Source organism: Prevotella melaninogenica, from assembly GCF_013267595.1.
Classification (GTDB): Bacteria; Bacteroidota; Bacteroidia; order Bacteroidales; family Bacteroidaceae; genus Prevotella; species Prevotella melaninogenica_D.
Genome location: NZ_CP054011.1, coordinates 1796417 through 1816525, shown reverse-complemented (window position 1 = coordinate 1816525; position 20109 = coordinate 1796417). Strand labels below are relative to the sequence as shown.

12 protein-coding genes are annotated in these 20109 nt (G+C 41.5%); 7 read left to right on the top strand and 5 right to left on the bottom strand.

Translation table 11 applies throughout. The features are described from left to right. Positions 1 to 37: 37 nt before the first annotated feature. The 4 genes from FIU21_RS12680 to FIU21_RS12665 form a co-directional block, all read right to left on the bottom strand. Positions 38 to 1537 (bottom strand): DUF4960 domain-containing protein, encoded by a 1500-nt coding sequence (locus FIU21_RS12680; RefSeq protein ID WP_004358782.1) that lies wholly within the window; start codon positions 1535 to 1537, stop codon positions 38 to 40. A 32-nt stretch (positions 1538 to 1569) separates the two neighbouring features. Beyond that, on the bottom strand, positions 1570 to 3318 hold the full coding sequence (locus FIU21_RS12675) for a RagB/SusD family nutrient uptake outer membrane protein (RefSeq protein ID WP_172891405.1): 1749 nt from the start codon (positions 3316 to 3318) through the stop codon (positions 1570 to 1572). A 37-nt stretch (positions 3319 to 3355) separates the two neighbouring features. Next, on the bottom strand, positions 3356 to 6475 hold the full coding sequence (locus FIU21_RS12670; RefSeq protein WP_004358784.1) for a SusC/RagA family TonB-linked outer membrane protein: 3120 nt from the start codon (positions 6473 to 6475) through the stop codon (positions 3356 to 3358). 196 nt (positions 6476 to 6671) lie between these two features. Then, positions 6672 to 9308: a hybrid sensor histidine kinase/response regulator transcription factor gene (locus FIU21_RS12665; protein ID WP_004358785.1), complete on the bottom strand. Its 2637-nt coding sequence runs from the start codon at positions 9306 to 9308 to the stop codon at positions 6672 to 6674. A gap of 910 nt (positions 9309 to 10218) precedes the next feature. Between FIU21_RS12665 and FIU21_RS12660 the strand changes: the two genes are divergently transcribed. Continuing rightward, positions 10219 to 10551: a hypothetical protein gene (locus FIU21_RS12660; RefSeq protein WP_036885724.1), complete on the top strand. Its 333-nt coding sequence runs from the start codon at positions 10219 to 10221 to the stop codon at positions 10549 to 10551. Positions 10552 to 10825: 274 nt separating this feature from the next. Here the strand turns inward: FIU21_RS12660 and FIU21_RS12655 are convergent, their stop codons facing one another. Beyond that, positions 10826 to 11923 (bottom strand): lactonase family protein, encoded by a 1098-nt coding sequence (locus tag FIU21_RS12655; protein WP_004358786.1) that lies wholly within the window; start codon positions 11921 to 11923, stop codon positions 10826 to 10828. Between the two features lie 566 nt (positions 11924 to 12489). Between FIU21_RS12655 and rplM the strand changes: the two genes are divergently transcribed. The 6 genes from rplM to porU all read left to right on the top strand — a co-directional run bounded on the left by rplM (position 12490) and on the right by porU (position 20096). Beyond that, positions 12490 to 12954, top strand: a complete 465-nt coding sequence (gene rplM, locus FIU21_RS12650; protein ID WP_004358787.1) for a 50S ribosomal protein L13 — start codon at positions 12490 to 12492, stop codon at positions 12952 to 12954. An 11-nt stretch (positions 12955 to 12965) separates the two neighbouring features. Next, positions 12966 to 13352, top strand: coding sequence for a 30S ribosomal protein S9 (rpsI, locus tag FIU21_RS12645; protein WP_004358788.1), 387 nt, complete (start codon positions 12966 to 12968; stop codon positions 13350 to 13352). 279 nt (positions 13353 to 13631) lie between these two features. Next, positions 13632 to 14447, top strand: a complete 816-nt coding sequence (gene rpsB / locus FIU21_RS12640) for a 30S ribosomal protein S2 (protein WP_004358789.1) — start codon at positions 13632 to 13634, stop codon at positions 14445 to 14447. A 125-nt stretch (positions 14448 to 14572) separates the two neighbouring features. Then, a complete protein-coding gene (gene tsf / locus FIU21_RS12635) occupies positions 14573 to 15571 on the top strand; it encodes a translation elongation factor Ts (RefSeq protein WP_004358790.1) in 999 nt (332 codons plus the stop codon). Positions 15572 to 15744: 173 nt separating this feature from the next. Further along, positions 15745 to 16362 (top strand): fumarylacetoacetate hydrolase family protein, encoded by a 618-nt coding sequence (locus FIU21_RS12630; RefSeq protein ID WP_004358791.1) that lies wholly within the window; start codon positions 15745 to 15747, stop codon positions 16360 to 16362. A gap of 161 nt (positions 16363 to 16523) precedes the next feature. Further along, entirely contained in the window at positions 16524 to 20096 is a 3573-nt protein-coding gene (porU, locus tag FIU21_RS12625; protein WP_036885775.1) for a type IX secretion system sortase PorU, read from the top strand. The last annotated feature ends 13 nt before the right edge of the window (positions 20097 to 20109 follow it).

The window sequence follows — 20109 nt, the reverse complement described above, 5'->3', positions numbered from 1 at the left end:
AGTATTTGTTTCATAACTTTTGATATAGAATGTTTTGTTAGCGAGTTTTGAGATATTCGATACTATTCTTAGCCAACTTGAGGATTGACTCCTGGTTGACGTTGTTCTTTGGATGGGCACTTACATCTGCAGAGCCATCAGCATTACGCATAGAGAATTCGCAACCACCATTACCGATACAGATTGCTGTACCCTTGAAGTCGCTGTTGCCCTGACGGCATTCCCAGACATTGAGTTGTGAAACTGACCTTATTTGCGAATCCCATACGCCAAGAGGATATATGCCGTAAGTCTCTGTTATTGTAGTATAGGCAGAGAGTTTGTCATTAGCTATGCCAGACAGTACAGAAGGGATGTTGAAGTATAGACAGTTATGATCCTCTGTCCATCCAGGTCCCTTCATATCAATGAGTTTAATGCCGTTAGAAATACGTACTGGGATCCCCTTATAGATAGGGTGAGTAGTGAAGTCTATGAGACTTCCTTCGATGTTCAAACATGCACCCATACTCCAGTTATCATTATTGATACCACCACGTCCAATACCGATAGTATGGTCATTTCCTCGGAATAGGCTTTGCTCAAAGCGACCAAGGTTAGTGAGGTAAGCTGTTGCATGCTGCCAGAGCAGTATATTTCCACCATTTTTGTACCATTCTGAGATGTAAGGTGTTGCAGAATTCACAACCGCTGGAAGACTCCATACATCATCCTCTGTACCTTGCTCAAGGTCACGCAACCAAAATGCCACACGATAAGGCTCCATGTCGGTAGCCGACTTAATATTACCGAAATAAACGAACTGTGCGTTAGGATATGTTTTATGAAGCCACAGCCATGCAGACGCTTCGTCATCGTCACCATTAGCAATGAGTTCCTCTGGCGTAGCATATATACTGAGGAATGCGATAGCCGTCTTACCGATCTTCAGGCTTGACGTTGTTGCCATTGAGGTTCCTTTATCGTTGATAGCACGCAGAGTAACGTTCCATGTGTCGCCATATACTACGTTAGGAATTGTATAGCTATAAACAGAACCTGAGAGGGTCTCATGAATAGTCCGTGTACCATTGGTAGCTATTAAGTCGATGGATGTGGCATCAGTAGTTTTATTCCATGTGATGGCAGCGTCATATCCACGTCCCTTCTCAACCTGTGACATAGAAAGACCTGTAATCTGTGTTGCACCCTCACGTGTATAATTCTTTACTACACCAGAAGAGACATTATCACCGTCGCTGACTTTGAAGACATAAACAAAAGGAACGTTGGTCTGAACACTCTTGTGCGTAAAACTGTTGCCAGTCACAGTCTCCGAAGAAAGCAATGTACTTCCTTCATAAACCATAACATACATTGACTGGCCTGGTGTTAGCTGTGGCCATGTCCATGTGTAGTCATCACCTGTAAGATTACCTGTTATCTCTTCAGCATTGATAGACTGAAGAAGCATTGGAGCTCTTTCGATATCCTTGTCCTGACAAGCAGTAAAGATAAGCGCAACCAATACCGTTAATATGATTGATATCTTTTTCATAATTTCTGTCTATTTTACTTCTTTTCTCTAACTTAGTATCCTCTGTTCTGAGAGTAAAGTCCTGGGATGTAATACAACTGTGGATAAGGTACAGGGAAGTACTCGTTCTTGCCTGGCGTGAAGTGTGCACCCTTATAATACTGCGCATACTTCTGTCCATTGTATTCATCATTCTGCTCCTTCTTAAAGTAATTGTTGAGAGTTGTTGAGAGAAGACCCCAGCGGCGGAGATCAAAGAAACGTTCATGCTCCATACCCATCTCCAGACGACGCTCCCAGCGCAGACACAAACGTGCCTTCTCCTTATTCTGGAAGTATGTATCAGGATAGAGACTTATCTCACACTGATTAGCGGCATAAGAGATATGCTTATTGATGGAGTTGGCTGCACGTTGACGGATATCGTTGATAATCTGGCGTGCCTCAACAAAACGGTCTAATTCGATAAGAGCCTCAGCGCGGTCGAGCATTGACTGGGTATAGCGAATTACATAGTCATTCATTGCGAAAGACTGCCATGGGCTGTTGTATGTCTCCCCCTTTGAACGCTGCGGAACCTCTTTCATAGAGCAATAATAACCATAGGTGTTAGGCGTACGTGAGTTCGCAGTTGTCAGAGTGTAGGCTCCCTCGTACTTATAAGGGAATGAAGGCATACCCACTGTGTGGAACAATCTTGGATCCCATTTTTGAGAAGATGGTGCTCCATTTACTGGGTGGGCATTTTCATCCGCATAGTCATTAAACTGTGGAAGTCCGTTGTGAGTTTTGAAAGCATTTACGAAGTTCTGTGATGGCTTATGGAAATCCCATCCGCATGACCATATACCCCATACACCATTAAGAAGATTTGACCAGTTGCCACGTCCGTAAGTTGTGTGGTCATCCTCGTAATCAGAATGTTGTACTGCAAATATACTTTCCTTACTGTTGTGATGCTCTGGAAGGAATATGTCACCATAGTCCTCAAGATAGCCATATTGTGAGCTCTTCACTACATCAGTGTATTCAACAACCTTCTTCATATCCTCCTTATTGACAAAGTTGGCACCAGTGCTACCCTCGTAGCCGTCACCCCATCCTTTCTCAAGATAACATTTTGCAAGATAAGCGGCGGCAGCAACTTTATTGACACGTCCGCCCTGAGACTGCGTTGCTGGAAGAACATCATAAGCCTCCTTAAAGTCAGCAATAATTTTCTCCCATAGCTGTTCTGCTGTGTACTCATCATTCTTAATTTGCTCCTGACTGTTATTACGATAAGCATCCTCGTCAATCCAAGGCACTTTATTGAACACCATCTTAAGTTTGAAATAGAAATGAGCACGAAGGAACTTTACCTCAGCAATACGCTGTTTTGTTGTCTCAGCACCGAGTTTCGCCTCACCATTATCCTGCAGTGCCACGAGAGCACGATTACAACGGCTGACAGCAATATAGAGATGATACCACAACTCGTCAAGATGTCCTAATGTAGGGGTAAGAGTTGTGAATACCTCCACCTGATGATAATCTGTATCTGTGGTTCCTGAACCACCCTTAAGAGCATCATCAGAAGCCACATCACCATATGTCCAGAGATTGAAAGGGTATCCATACCAGTCATCACCCAGCATGGCATAGGCACTATTCACCATCTCGTCTGGGTTTTGGAATGCCTGCTGCTCATCGACAACAGCTGTTGGCTTATACTCCAGATAATCGTTACAACTTGCCAAGGAACCAACCAGGCAAAGAGTCATACAAGCCTTTTTGATATTATTATATATGATTGTTTTCATTGTTATAAACTTTTATGATGAACATATCGTTTTATCTTTAGAATCCTACCTGCAGACCAAACGAAATAGATGTGGCCAATGGATAAGCCCAGCTTGGATTCTCTGGATCTGAACATGTCAGACTGGAACTCTTGAGTGTCAGAAGATTCTGACCTGAGATATATGCTCTGAGGCTGGACATCTTGAACTTTGAGATAAACTTCTCAGGAACGTTATACCCAAGTTGCAGTGTGCGGAGCTTCAGGTAAGAACCGTTCTCAACATAATACGTAGAAACACGACCTTCGTCAGCAGTATTGTTAGTTGTCAAAGCTGGGATTGAAGAATCAGTATTATCGGATGTCCATGCATTAAGCATACGGTTTCCCTTGTTTGAACCTGCATCAGTTATACTCCAGAAATCTGTTTGGAATTTCTGATTGTTGTAGATATCCTGATCGGCTACACCTTGCCAAAACATACTGATATCAAAGTTCTTGTAACTCACCGCAACATTCAGACCATAAGAGAATGCAGGTACGGGATTCATAATCCATGTCTGGTCATCCTGATTGATACGTCCATCCCCATTCAGGTCAGCATATTTCAGACCACCTACACGAGCGTTAGGCTGACCTGACGCATAAACCTCCATATGGTTTTGGAAGAGTCCGTCAACAACATAGCCTACAATACTACCATAAGGTTTTTTTGCCTCAACAATATTCTGCTTTGAAGTGTGTGCATAAGCACCTGTTGTTGTCTTTGGAAGAGATGTAACACGATTACGGAAGAAATCAATGTTACTATTAATATCGATGCCTAAGCCATTAGAAAAGTTCTTACGGTAACCTAAGGTAAGTTCCATACCCCAGTCGCGAAGCGATGGTCCGTTCTGCCACTGGCTTCCACCCTCTCCCTTTGCTGCAAGGTATCCTGGGTTGATAAGCATGTCTGTAATGTTCTTGATATAGAAATCAGCTGTTCCATAAAGACTGCTGCGGAACAGACTATAGTCAATACCTATATTATATTGTGTGGTTGTCTCCCACTTCAAGTTCTCATTAGCTGTCTGTATTGCACGATAGCCTGATGGGAAGGTGCCACTACCTGCAAGATTGAGGTCGTAGGCTGTTGATGTAGTACGCTCAAGACCATAGTCGGCAACATACAAGCCATAGTGTGCATTATTGTCAATTCCTTGATTGCCGGTCTTACCCCAAGAAAGACGAAACTTCAGGTCGTCAAGCCAGTCTTTTTTAAGTAGCTGTGAGATACGGAAACCCAGTGATGCTGCAGGGAAATTACCCCAACGGTTGTTCTTTCCAAAACGGCTTGAACCGTCATGACGTAGTGTGAAAGATGCAAGAAGCAAGTCGTTGTAGTTATAGTCAACCTTACCAAAGAATGAAGCCAGACGGTATCCAACCATTGCACCAGTGTTACGAGCTGTACCAGTTGCTGCATTTGGGTACATATATTCCACTGACTCCAGAGCATATCCCTCAGAAATAGCATGAAAATCAAGATAAGTTTGCTTATTGATTTCTGAACCAAGAAGTACATTGAAATGATGAGCATTCTTTATATCAAAGAGATAGTTCAGAGTGTTAGACCATGTGTAATTAGTATTGTTGGTCTGACCAAGGTCGGTTCGTGCTGTATTGTTATTCACAACATCTGATGCAAAGGTATGCGTCAGTGCATTAATGAATGATGTAGTATAGTCGACTCCAAAATTTGAGCGAAACAACAGCCCCTTGACAGGGGTAATGTCAACATACATATTTCCGAATACATGCCAATAGTCAAGATGATTATCCTTATTATGATACAGTTCGCGCATAGGATTCTGTCGGTCGCTCATACCACCAACAGGACCACCAAATGTAACACCGTTCTTTTCATAGACAGGTACTATTGGGCTTATCTTCAGGGCATTCTCCATAGGAGCACCATCAACCTGTTTGTTGTAGCTTATAGTGAAGTTCTCACCAACTTTGAGGATGTTATTGAGTCTGTACGAGTTATTCATACGAGCTTGAATACTTGAGAAGTTTGTGTACTTCAGGATACCATCATTTTTCTTATAGCCCAAAGAGAGCATCGATGTTAACTTATCTGTAGCAGAAGAGATAGATACGCTGTAATTACGGGAGAAACCTGTGCGAGAAATTTCTCTGACCCAATCAGTATCTGAGAACATCATGGTACGCTTAGTATTGATAAAACCGCCATAGAGACCATTTATAGTATAGTTTACATACTGATTTGTTGTAGGATTCCATACCCTGATTCCCACACCTTCTGCAGCATTGAGGTTCAGGCCATAGTTGCTTGCGTACGCTACAGGATCTATACCATCATTAAGTGCAGCTTGAGCCATTGCGGTAGCATAACCCTTAGTGTCAAGAAGTTTCATCTTTGACTGCTTTGTATAGAACTGAGCAGTAAGATTAGCTGTAAAGTCTACTTTTATTTTGTCAGCCTTCTTTCCCTGTTTTGTTGTAATGATAATAACGCCATTAGCAGCACGTGAACCATAGATACTTGCTGAAGCAGCATCCTTCAGAACCTGCATGCTCTCGATATCGTTAGAGTTAAGTGTATTGATACCGTTTGTCATTGGCACACCATCTACAATAAAAAGAGGATCCTGAGAAGAGTTGAATGATCCGATGCCACGGATACGAATTGTTGCAGTACTTGACGGCGAACCGGTGTCTGTGATAGTCATACCAGCCACACGTCCCTGAAGTGCCTTCATTGGATCAGCATCTGGAGATGTCTTGACAGCATCAGTCTTCACAACTGATACGGCACCAGTAAGGTCTGCCTTACGCTGAGTTGTATAACCAGTTACGATGACTTCGTTCAATTCATTGGCTTCTTGCTTCAGCTGTATATTCATCTTAGCTGCAGCCTTGGCTTCAATAGTAGAATAACCAATGTAAGAGATTGTGAGAGGTGCACCCTCATTTGTACTTAAACTAAAGTTACCGTCAATGTCAGTTACCGTTCCATTGGCTGTACCTTTCTCCATTATTGTGGCACCAACGACAGGAGAACCAGTCTCGTCAACAATTGTACCACTGACAGTTACCTTGTTCTGAGCATATATAAGCGAACAGAACATAAGCAATACTGCACTCGAAATAATTTTCCTTAGGCTTTCCATTTAGAAAATGATTGATGTTAGTAATTCTGGATTTATAAAATTTCTGCCACAAAATTACTATCAACAAGGAGAAAGCTTATAAAATAATCGTTCCTTACATACAACAAATGTTACCTAAACGAAATCCTTATAGCAAATGAACGATTTATAAGAAAAGGGCCCTTTTTATTCTCTTCAAAGAGAAACTGCGTACAAATCACTTCTTGGGACTCTCCCCGAACTCGTCTTTATAGCACTTTGAAAAATAGCTGGGCGTAGAAAAACCAACAGCATAAGCCACTTCTGACACGGTCTTTTCCGTTGTTCGAAGCAAATGGCGGGCACGAGTGAGACGGGCTTTACGAAGCATTTCTACAGGAGAATATCCAGTAAGAGCCTTCACTTTCCGATAAAGCTGCACACGAGAAAGGCCGATTTCATCGCCTATTCGCTCTACATTAAACTCATTATCACTAAGGTTGTCTTGAATTATCTTGCGCAATTGTGCTGCAAAAGTCTTATCTGTTTCATTGGACAACTTTTCAAAAGCATCATTTTCATCACTATTTGAGAATAACTTACTAAGTTTCTTCCTACTTTGAATAAGATTATCAATACGTGAAAAAAGTAGACGAAGCGAGAATGGTTTGGACAAATAAGCATCTGCACCATGCTCATACCCCTCAGCACGTTGCTCATCAAGACTACGTGCTGTCAGTAAAATGACAGGTATATGACTGATAGCTTTATCCGTTTTCAGCTGTTGACAAAACGCTAATCCGTCCATCACAGGCATCATAATGTCCGACAACACTATATCTGGAACTATTTTCCGTGCAAGTTCTAAACCGGCTTTTCCATCAGCGGCTTCACTCACATTATACTTTTCGGATAGTACCGACCTTAAATAAGTGCGAATATCGACATTATCATCAATGATTAACACCTCAGGTTTATCTGTTTGATAAGGCTGTATAAGTTCGTCTATATGACGAGCTTGATTCGGAACTTCCTGTGCGGATGATGGCTCAATCAATTGTTCTATTTTCTCTGTAGGATGCTTAGTTACCTCTCCTTTCTGTCTAACAGGAATATGAATAGTAAAGGTACTTCCTTTTCCCTCTATACTTGTAGCACTTACCTCTCCGTGATGCAATTCTGTGAAAGCTTTCACAATAGCCAACCCAATACCCGTACCACGTCCAGCATTCTTTGCTTGATAGAAACGATCAAAAATATAAGGAAGCTCATCACTTGAAATACCACAACCATTATCTGCCACACTTATCATAACACGTCCATTCTCTTCTTTAGCTGTCAGAGTGATTTCTCCACCTTCAGACGTATATTTTAGGGCATTACTAAGAAGATTATAACAGATTCGCTCTATCTTATCTTGATCTGCTCTGAGCATAACCGCATCAGGAGCATTCATACTAATGGCAATATGCTTCTTCTGTGCAGAGGCACTGAAAAGCATGATCCATTGTTTCATACTTTCCGAAAGATTAAAGTCGGAGAGGCGTAGTTCCATCTTACCATTCTGCACCTTACGGAAGTCAAGAATCTCACTGACCAATTGTGTTAGGACAAGCACATTACGCTGTACTATCTGAAGCATACTTCGTTGTTGTGAATTAAGGTTATCATCATGGATGATATAGTTCACAGGATCAGCTATCAACGTAAGTGGTGTACGCAATTCATGACTTATATTTGTGAAAAACTGAAGTTTTGCTTTGTTGGCATCTTCTTCTATTCTTCGCTTCATAAGGATAGTTCGATAGATATAAACCATAATACCTATCAGCAAGAAAAGGATGATACTAAAAAGCACAATATACATCTTTTGATGATTATATTGCACCAAATAAGTATCCACTTTCCCATGAAGTGCATTGAGACGAGCTGTTTGCTTATTCATCTCTTCATTCTGCATAAGTAGAACATTAGCGTTTGCCTTTGTTACCAATGCACCTTTTAGATAGTTATCACGCTTATAAGGCTTCTTCTCAAGGATATTCAATGCGAGTTGCATAACTGAATCGCCTCGGGTAGGATAGATATAAGAAGCTTCTAAATTACCATCACGAACCTTCTCCATACCTCCTCCTGGTACAGGAAGAGCATCTATTCCAACTATTCTAATTCCCTTAACCTTATGCTTCTTTATAGATTGCAAAGCACCTAAAGCCATACGGTCATTTTGTGCAAAGACGTATTGGATAGGCTCTTTTGTTTGTGAGAGTACACTGTCCATAGCCATTACGCCGCTCTCTTTCACCCAATCTCCATGCTTACGAGCAATCACTTTTATCCCAGAATAATCCTTTAGTGCATCCATAAAACCACGATTACGTTCTATAGCGGGCGATGATGCTTGTAATCCACAAATCTCAGCTATATTTCCTTTACCATCTAACTGCTGCCCGATGAAATAGCCTATTTCGTATCCAGCCTCATAGTTATCAGCTCCTATAAAGGCTGTATACTTTTTTGAATCGGTCTTACGATCGAAGAGGATAACAGGGATTCCTGCATCGTATGCTTTATCGATGACCGATGAAATCGTATGAATCTGATTGGGTGATACAATAAGAAGGTTGACTCCTTCCTTTATAAACTGTTCAATCTGTTGTTTCTGTAACCTATCATTATCATTAGCTGAAGCAAATTTCAGTATTACATCATCATGCTGATAGGTACTCATCACAAGTTCGTTGTTGAGCTTATCACGCCAGATATCTTCTGAACACTGAGACACACCGATAACATATTTCTTTGTATTGTTATCTGAACAAGCTGAAAACAACAAAGTAAAAAATAGAATGTATAACCATTGCTTCATCTGCATAAATATCAAAAAAGATTATGTATAATACAGGTTTATTGCAGCAAAGATACATTCTTTCTTTTGTATTTGCAAGGAATCAAGACGTTATTATGCGAACAAATAAATAACGACAGATAGTCCTGAAACGTCTTTGTATCTTCCTATGAGATTTTCCGTTAAATGCGTAGACTTTTTACGTATAGCTTTAACGGAAGAACAGCAATGATTCATTAAATAAAAACATAGCCAAGACTATCAAACTATCTATTTTATTATCATTATCTGACATAGGCAACTGTTTCATTTTAACCCAAATCGCTCATTAGAGCCTAAACATATTTTGTTTTATTACCGAGCTGATTGTTTGTTTCTGGAACATAAGCACAGTGGGTTACATCAAGTTACAAAGACAGACAAGATGCCAATAAGAACATAAAAGATGTTAGGAAACAATACCATAATAATAAGAAATATACATTTTGTGGTCTAATGACCGACTTGGGGTTAATACGATGAAATTTCAGACAACAGCCCGAAAAATCATTACATAATTTCGAATAAAACATCTATAAATAAGGATAAAAACACGCATAAAAAGCAAGTTTGTAACCAGCAGAGAATCAAATGATTATAAAGTACCAAGATAAAAGATGCTTACTTGGACTTCAAAAGGGCGTTAGTAAGCCCTCAAAAGAGCATCTTTTGCAACTCAATTAGCCGTCTTTTGGAAGCCAAAAAAGCATTTATTGATTTCGATCTACTTGAAAATAGTTTACAAACATCAATCAATAAGGGAATAAACAATTTGTAGACAATGGATAGATATAGTATCAATTTGAATTTAACCTTATAGTTTATCCCCTTTATAAAACCATCTAATTTGGGATAGTCGTACTAAGGAAGTGTATAAGTCTTATTCTATTTCCAATCTGTGCTTTTAACGGAAGAACCATTCGAGGGATTCAGCCTGACAGGTGCAGAGTGGAATAACGGATATACCTTCCTTGCAGACAACAATAAGGATATCTACTTCCAGGCTGGTGATGCACGAGTAGGTGCCAATGGATCAATATCAAGCAATGGTACTAATGGTCTCTACTCGCAGTCTGTTTCAACGCTTAAAGAAAATGGTAAACCTGGTTATGGTTTACGTACATCACTAACGAATGGTGCAATAAAAACATTTTTCCCTCCTCCAAATGACGCCGCTGACGACTATGGTTCTTATGCTAATGCATACGGTGTTCGTCCAGTAGCAGAGTAGACAGACTTTTAAATTATATATTACAGCCTCTCAGACACGAGTTTGAGAGGCTGTTTTGTTTCTCTTAAACTGTTTAGTTCAAATCAACCTTTTCCTTTTTATAAAGAGAGTGTCGTGTGTTCTTCTATTATTTCCATCTATATCAAAAATACATTTACTATAAGCATGTTAGAGAGTTTTAAAACCAAACATTTTATAAAAAACGATTTAAATAAAAAGGGCTAATAGATAAAACTCCATTAACCCCTTATAAATCCTTTTATTTCTAAACACCTTACTTCTCCGGATAGAACTTCACGCAAACAGGGTGACTAAGGACAATATCCTGATGAGTATTCTTAAGCAAGCCCGTATCCTTATCACGTGAGTAAACCTGTATTGAGTTATCATCACGACAAGCAACGAGCAGGAAGTTGCCATTTGGTGTGATAGCAAAGTTACGTGGATGTTTACCAGTAAGCTGCGCACCCACACGAGTCAAGGTACCCTTATTGCCTACACGGAAGATAGTAATACCATCACCCTTCAGACGTGTGCTGGCATAAACAAACATTCCATCAGGACTGACATGGATATCAGCACCACCACGTGCGTTAGCATTATCAGCAGCAATAGACTGAAGTTCCTTTAACTTACCGTCGCTATAACTATACACAATCACCTTACCAGACAACTCGTTCATAAGATAAGCGTATCTACCATTAGGAGAGAAAACAAGATGACGTGGACCAGAGCCTGGTTTTACATGAGCAGCAATATCATGATCCTCTAACTTCTTATCACGCTTGTTATAAGAGAAACAAAGAATACGGTCGCCACTGAAGTCGGTTGTAAGGATATAACCATCGGGTGCAAAGATAACACAATGTGCATGAGGTGTGTTCTGACGTGAACGGTTAGGACCACCCTTCACACTACCCAACTGCAACAAAGACTTATCGAGTGTTCCATTCTTAAGAATTGGGAAGACTGAAATAGTACCACCAGAGTAGTTAGCTGTAAGTGCAATCTTGCCATCTGTAGACACATAACAAGGATCGCCACCATGTGTCAGCTGTGAATTCTTAAAAGCAAAAGTACCGTTTACAGGGTCGTAACCAATACTATTAAGAACAGCTGTCGCATTATTCTTCTCGCTAACAGCATAGATATTACGACCATCCTTACTGAAAGTAAAATAAGAAGGATTGTCAACCTTTAACGAAGTGATACCCGATGCCTTACCTGTAGACTGGTCGAAAGAGAAAGAATATAACCCCTGACTACCAGCATCAGTATAGGTTCCGACAACCATCTTGATATTACTGTCGGCAAAGCCGAACACAGGACTAACGGTCAAAGCCGCACCTAATAAAATAGATTTAAAATTCATCTTTGTTTAATCTGTTATATTTGTTTATGTTTTATGTTTCACCTATTTATAATATAATAAGCCACAGACTTATTCCCTTCTTTTAAGATATAAGAAGTAGCTTTATAGCGCTGCAAAAATAAATAAAACTATGATAAACCTCTATCTTTTTTACCATTTTTGACTTCCCCGCTTTGTTTTTAAGTTTTTAAAAACATTCGCAGGGAGATAAGACCAATATTTTGACTGTTTAGTAAGGCAGAAGTTCAAACATTTAGAACGTCAAATATTATAAGGTAAGATGCAAGAACAACATTAAACAAAACCTTGGAGAAACACAATAACAGACTCAAACGAGCGAGTATTTTAGTTAAATAATCATAAACTACATATAATCTTACTATCCAAAACAATTATATAAGGTTGAAAATAAGTACCTTTGCAGTCCGATTATTAAGGGGGATTTTCTTAGAACCCCATACGATACGTGTTAATAGTGTTGTCTTTGGCCGGGCAGCATGGTTAGGTCAAGCACAGTCGTAAAAATAGAAAACGTTTTTTAGTAGTAAAATTATTAATTTTTTAGAATGGACACTTTAAGTTACAAGACTATTTCCGTAAACAAGGAAACAGCTAAGAAAGAGTGGGTCGTTATTGACGCGAGCGATCAGGTTGTAGGTCGTCTTTGCTCTAAAGTAGCTAAGCTTCTTCGCGGAAAGTACAAGCCAACTTTCACCCCACACGTAGATTGTGGTGACAACGTAATCATTATCAATGCAGCTAAGGTTGTATTCTCTGGTAAGAAGGAGACTGATAAGGTTTACACACGTTATACTGGTTACCCTGGTGGTCAGCGTTTCAACACACCTGCACAGCTTCGTACTCGTAAGAACGGTATTGATAAGATGATTCGTCATGCTGTTAAGGGTATGTTACCAAAGGGTCCTTTAGGTCGTCATCTGTTGGATAACCTCTATGTTATCGAAGGTACAGAGCTCAACGGTCTCGAGGCACAGAAGCCAAAGGCAATTGATATTAACCAGTATAAATAATAAGGAGAAAGATGGAAGTAATTAATGCAATTGGTCGCCGTAAGAGCGCTGTAGCGCGTGTTTACCTCTCAGAGGGTACCGGTAAGATCACAATCAACAAGAAAGATTTAACTGAATTCTTCCCATCAGCTATCCTGCAGTACGTGGTTAAGCAGCCACTGCAGTTGCTCGGTGTAGAAGGTCAGTATGACATTAAGGCCAACCTCGATGGTGGTGGCTTTACTGGTCAGAGCCAGGCACTGCGTCTTGCTATCGCTCGTGCATTGGTTAAGGTTAACGCTGAAGATAAGAAAGCACTTAAGGACCAGGGATTCCTGACACGCGACAGTCGTACTGTTGAGCGTAAGAAGCCTGGTCAGCCAAAGGCTCGTGCTCACTTCCAGTTCAGTAAGCGTTAATATTTTCTTTGTCATTGAAATTTGAATATTGAACTTTGAACTTTATGATATGTTTTATTCGATAAAAGAATAAAGCAAAACAGAAAGAAAAAGCTCAAGTTTAAAGGTAAAAGTTCAAACCTCAAATCTCAAAGTTCAAAGGTAAAGAAAAGGTTTAGTATCTAAACTGACGCGATTCCTTATCGGGGGACTACCCGTCAGTTGATTCTAACAAAGCGTGGTGAAGCTCATTCGCCAAGAAAGAATTAAAAAGAAAGTAAACAAGTAAAAACAAACAAAATGTCAAGAACAAATTTTGACCAGTTATTGGAGGCAGGATGTCACTTTGGCCACCTCCGTCGTAAGTGGAATCCAGCTATGGCTCCTTACATCTTCATGGAGCGCAATGGTATCCACATCATCGATCTTCACAAGACTGTAGCTAAGGTAGACGAGGCAGCAGAGGCACTCAAGGGTATCGCTAAGAGTGGTAAGAAGATTTTGTTCGTCGCTACTAAAAAACAGGCTAAGGAAGTTGTAGCTGAGAAGGCTGCAGCTGTTAACATGCCATACGTAAACGAGCGTTGGGCTGGCGGTATGCTGACCAACTTCCCAACCATCCGTAAGGCTGTGAAGAAAATGACGAACATCGACAAGTTGATGAACGACGGTACATTCTCTAACCTCTCTAAGCGTGAGCTTTTGCAGATTTCACGTCAGCGTGCTAAGCTCGAGAAGAACCTCGGTTCTATCTCAGACTTGACTCGTTTGCCATCTGCACTCTTCGTTGTAGACGTAATGAAGGAGCACATCGCTGTTAAGGAGGCTAACCGTCTCGGCATTCCTGTATTCGGTATCGTTGATACCAACTCTGATCCAAAGAACATCGACTATATCATTCCAGCTAATGATGATGCTAAGGATTCAGTAGAGACTATCCTCGCTGCTTGCTGCGGTGCTATCGCAGAGGGTCTTGAGGAGCGTAAGGCTGAGAAGGCTGACGAGAAGGCTGCTGCAGAGCAGGCTGAAGAGGCTGCTGAGGCTAAGCCAAAGCGTGCTGCTCGTAAGGCAGAAGAGGCTCCAAAGGCTGAGAACGAGGCACCAGCTGCTGAGTAATTAAAAGAAACATAGTGGGCGCTGGTGAGTGCTAATGAGCTTCTATATTATTTATAATACGTGAAGTTTATTATCCCTCATCAACGCCCACAATATTTAATAATATTAGAAAGGAAAACAAAAAAATGGCTGTATCTATTGAAGATATCAAGAAGCTCCGCGCTATGACTGGCGCAGGTCTGGCTGACGTAAAGAAGGCACTCACAGAGGCTGAAGGCGATTACGAAAAGGCAAAGGAATTGATCCGTGAGCGTGGTTTGGCTATCGCTGCTAAGCGTTCTGACCGTGAGACATCAAACGGTTGTGTACTCGTTAAGCAGGTAGATGGTTTTGCTGCTATGGTTGCTATCAAGTGTGAGACAGACTTCGTTGCTAATGGTCAGGACTTCATCGCCCTCGTTCAGGAGATTCTGGACGCTGCTGTTGCTAACAAGTGCAAGAGCCTTGATGAGGTTAAGGCACTTAAGCTCGCTAATGGCGAGGATGCTGCTACTGCAGTTCAGCAGCGTTCTGGTGTTACTGGTGAGAAGATGGAGCTCGACGGCTACAACTTCCTTGAGGGTGAGAACTTGTCTGTTTATGACCACATGAACAAGCACACTCTCGCAACTATCGTTCAGCTCAATGAGAACAATGAGGATGCTGGTCACAAGGTAGCTATGCAGGTTGCAGCTATGAAGCCTGTAGCTCTTGACGAGGCATCTATTCCACAGTCTGTTAAGGACGAGGAGTTCAAGGTTGCTGTTGAAAAGACTAAGGAAGAGCAGATTGAGAAGGCTGTTGTTGCTGCTATCAAGAAGGCAGGTATCAACGCTAACCTCGTTGACAGTGAAGACCACATCGAGTCTAACATCAAGAAGGGTTGGTTGACACGTGAGGAGGCTGACAAGGCTATCGAGATTCGCAACACTGTTGCTGCTGAGAAGGCTGCAAACCTCAACGAGGATATGATTCAGAACATCGCTAAGGGTCGTCTGAACAAGTTCTTCAAGGAGAACTGTCTCGTTGATCAGGAGTTTCAGTTCGGTGATGGCGACAAGCAGAGCGTTAGCGAGTGGCTTAAGGCTCAGAGCAAGGATCTTAAGATTGTTGCTTACAAGCGCTTCACTCTCTCTGCAGAGTAATCACAGAGCTTCTTAAGAAGAAAGATATGGGAGTTGCAGGATAGCCATTAGGCTTCTGCAACTCTCTTTTATTAGAAGTTAGGGCTTATTAGGCTAATTGGGCTAATAAGACTAATTGGGTTAATTGGGCTAATTGGGCCAATAAGCCCAATAATTTCCTAAAACTACCAACAATGAAAATCTTTGCAGTCGGCATGAATTATGCCGAACATAATAAATCGCTAAACGAAACGTTATCTAAAAAGGAAGGACCAGTTATCTTCACTAAGGCAGACTCTGCCCTACTGAAAGATAAAAAGCCTTTCTTCATTCCCGATGACTTGGGAACGATTGAATATGAAACGGAACTCGTGGTACGTATCTGTCGATTGGGGAAGACCATCTCAGAGCGCTTCGCTCATAGATATTACGATGCTGTGACAGTTGGTATTGACTTCACAGCTCGCAAATTACAACAAAAACTAAGAGCGCAAGGACTACCATGGGACCTCTGCAAAGGTTTTGATGGCTCGGCAGCTTTAGGAGAATGGGTATCAAAGGACAAATTCCTTGATGTACAACGACTCCGCTTCCACCTTGATATCAATGGACAGACGGTTCAGGAAGGATGTACAACTGACATGCTATACAAAGTAGATGAAATCATCAGTTACATTAGTCGCTACTTTACCCTCAAGACTGGCGACATCATCTATACAGGCTGTCCATCAGGTTGTGGACCTGTACATATCAATGACCATCTGGAAGGATACATTGAAGAGAGAAAGGTTCTCGACTTTAATTGCAAGTAAACTAAGGAGAGTAAGTGAAAGACTTCTAAACGATTACGATATAGATTTCTATACTCTCCAATTAAGGAACTCAAATAATCAACCGAACAGAGGGAATAACTGACAAAAAACTTAAGAAGGAATACATCAATAAAATGACGAAAGGAATCAACAAGCTGTTAATGAAACGTTCAGCAATACTCTGCCTTATACTTCTGTTGGGTTGTATGAAACTATCAGCTCAACAGCAAAGATTTTTCAACCTAACAGTTCAAGATGTGACAATAGACTCGCTATTGCCACATTTCCGTTATGCAATCCCTGTTGGTGAACAGTACGCTGATTCTACCTACGAATTGGAGATACGCTATCCTGAGTTTATGGACATGAGCAAGGCAGACATTGAACGCTACAATGCATTGACAAGTGTTGTCCCTCCTGCATTACCAGAGATACATCAGCAGATGACTGTGGAACGTAAGCGTGGTGTATTAGAGATATCTCTAATGCCTATCGTTCAGCGCAATGGAAAGAAGCAGTTCCTCGTCAGTTTCATGATAGCGCTTACATCTCGTCCCAAGAAAACAACGACGAAGAAGACAAAAGGTGTTGAGACTCGTACTGGTGGCATATCGGTATCTACTGTCTCAAATCGCTACGCTGCACATTCCGTTCTTGCAAGTGGTAAGTGGGCAAAGATACGTGTTCCTGCTAATGGTGTCTATCAGTTGACCAATGATCTAATCCGTCGTGCCGGCTTCTCTAATATTGACAAAGTCAAAATCTATGGCTATGGTGGAAACTTGGAGAAGGAGGTTCTTACAGCTGACGACATCACTTCATTTGATGATTTAAAAGAGGTGCCAACCTATAATAGTAATGGTAGACGGCTCTTCTATGCTCGTGGTCCTGTTAGTTGGGAAAGCAACACATCGGTAAAGAGAATCCGCAACCCTTATTCTAACTATGGTTATTACTTCCTGACCGAGGATAATAATAGTGCTCATGCAACCGTTGCAGACAGCACGACCTTCCTCAACAGTTTCTATCCGTCTGCAGACGATTATCATAGTCTGCATGAGGTAGATAATTTCAGTTGGTATCATGGAGGACGAAACCTCTTTGAAGAGACTCCTTTAAAACTAAACGAAGGTGAAGTTTTCACCTTAGCTAACAAAGCACGTGCTACGAGCGCAAAACTCACAGTTGCAGTAACAACAGGTACCTATACTTCTATTGTAAAGGTAGAAGCAAATGGTCAACATCTTGGCGACATAAGAGTTACACCTCAAGAGTCCTTTGACAAAGGTTATGAAGAAGTCAGAACCTATACGCTTAACACGCTTCATGCTGTCGACAGTATTAAATTAACAACCATATCAGGTGGTCCAGCACGTCTTGACTACCTTATCATGACCTACCCAACACCATCGCCAGCACCTTCTTTAAAGGCTTCTTTCCCAGCCCCTGAGTATGTTTACAACATAACCAATCAAGACCATCATGCTGACGAACCAGTCAACATGGTGATTATCATCCCTACAAGTCAGAAGTTATTAGCCCAGGCAGAACGCTTAGCCGACTTCCATCGGACACATGATAATATTTCTGTGCGTATTGTTCCTGCAGACGAACTCTATAATGAATTCTCCAGTGGGACACCTGATGCAATGGCTTACCGCCGTTATATGAAAATGCTTTACGACCGTGCTACCAGTAACAATCTTCCACAGTCGCTCCTACTCTTTGGCGACTGCGTATGGGACAACCGTATGGTTACCAGTGCTTGTCGTAACCTTAACCCTGATGATTATCTTCTTGCCTACGAGAGTGAAAACTCATTCAGCGAGACCGATTGCTATGTCAATGATGGTTGGTTTACGTTGATGGATGATGGAGAAGGTGGAGACTTGTTAAGACGTGACAAAGAAGACCTTGGAGTTGGGCGCTTTCCAGTGACAGAGATTTCAGATGCAAAGGTATTAGTCGATAAGACAATCGGCTATGCTGAGAACAAGAATGGCGGAAGCTGGGAGAATGTTATCATGTTCATGGGTGATGATGGAAACAATAATCTCCACATGCACGATATCAATGAGACCGCAGAAACCATTATGTCGACCTATCCTGACTATCAAGTAAAGAAGGTGATGTGGGATGCTTACACCCGTGTATCGTCTGCAACTGGTAACACCTACCCTGAGGTAAGTGCTATTATCAAGCAGCAACAGGCACAAGGTGCACTTATCATGGATTATGCTGGTCACGGAAAGGAAGACCAGATCTCTCATGAAGCAGTACTCCGTCTCAACGACTATGCCAACTTTACCAACGCTAATCTACCACTTTGGATTACCGCCAGCTGTGATATTATGCCATACGATGGTACTATCCCAACTATCGGTGAAGCAGCAATGCTAAACAAGAAGGGTGGCTCTGTTGCTTTCTGGGGTACTACTCGTACGGTATATGCATACTATAACAAGGCTATCAACACCGCCTTCCTCAAGCATGTACTGAGTTTTACCAATGGAAAGCCAACAACGGTGGGCGAAGCACAGCGTTTAGCTAAATGTGAGTTGATTAATTCTAACAGCGACCTCACACCAAATAAACTGCAATATGCTTTATTAGGCGACCCAGCTCTCTCACTGAACCTCCCAACATTAGAGGTAAAAGTGGAGACAATCAATGGACAAACGCCAAGTACGACAGGTTCTGTTGTACTCAAAGGTGGCTCCGTTGTAACTGTCAAAGGTTGTATAGCAAAGAACGGTAGTAAGCAAGGTGACTTCAAGGGACTACTCACTGCTACCGTACGTGATACAAAAGAACTTATCACTTGTAAGAAGCAAGAGGATACATCCGCAAGTGCTTTCCAATATTATGACCGCCAGAAGGTGCTATACAATGGTACAGACAGTATCAAGAATGGTGAGTTTACATTCACCTTTGCCGTACCACGTGACATCAACTATGCAGCAGGAACAGGCTTGATGAATCTATCTGCCATTAACGACAGCCACACCCTCATGGCACAAGGACATGAAGAGGGCTTCACGATTGATGGTTCAGAGATTGTATACAACGACTCTATTGGTCCATCAATCTATGCTTATCTCAATTCTCCTTCATTTGTCAATGGTGGTGAGGTCAATAGTACCCCTTACTTCTTTGCACAGATAACGGATAAAGATGGTATCAACGCTTCTGGTAATGGTATCGGACATAACATGCAGCTGACCATCGACGGCAAGTTGACGCAGACCTATATTCTGAATGATAACTTCCGATATGACTTCGGTAGCTATACATCAGGAACAACAGGCTTTAGTCTGCCAGAGCTTTCTGAGGGACCACACACTCTGCAGTTCCGTGCGTGGGACATACAGAACAACCCTTCAACCGTTACATTACAGTTCAAGGTTGTAAAAGGACTGGCACCAGAAATATATAGTGTCAATGCCTCTAAGAATCCTGCCACGACAGAGACGACATTCATTGTTACGCACAACTATATTGGTTCAGATGTCGATGTTGACATAGAAGTATTCGATATGAGCGGCCGCCTCCTATGGCACCGCAGTGAGACTGGTGTTGCATCGGGCAATGCCATTACAGCCAACTGGGACCTTACCGTTGAGAATGGGGCAAAACTCCAAACAGGTGTTTACCTCTATCGAGTACGCCTCAGTAGCAATGGTGCTACAAAGGTGTCGAAAGCTAAGAAACTGATTATATTAGACAATAAATAACAGAAGAAGAACG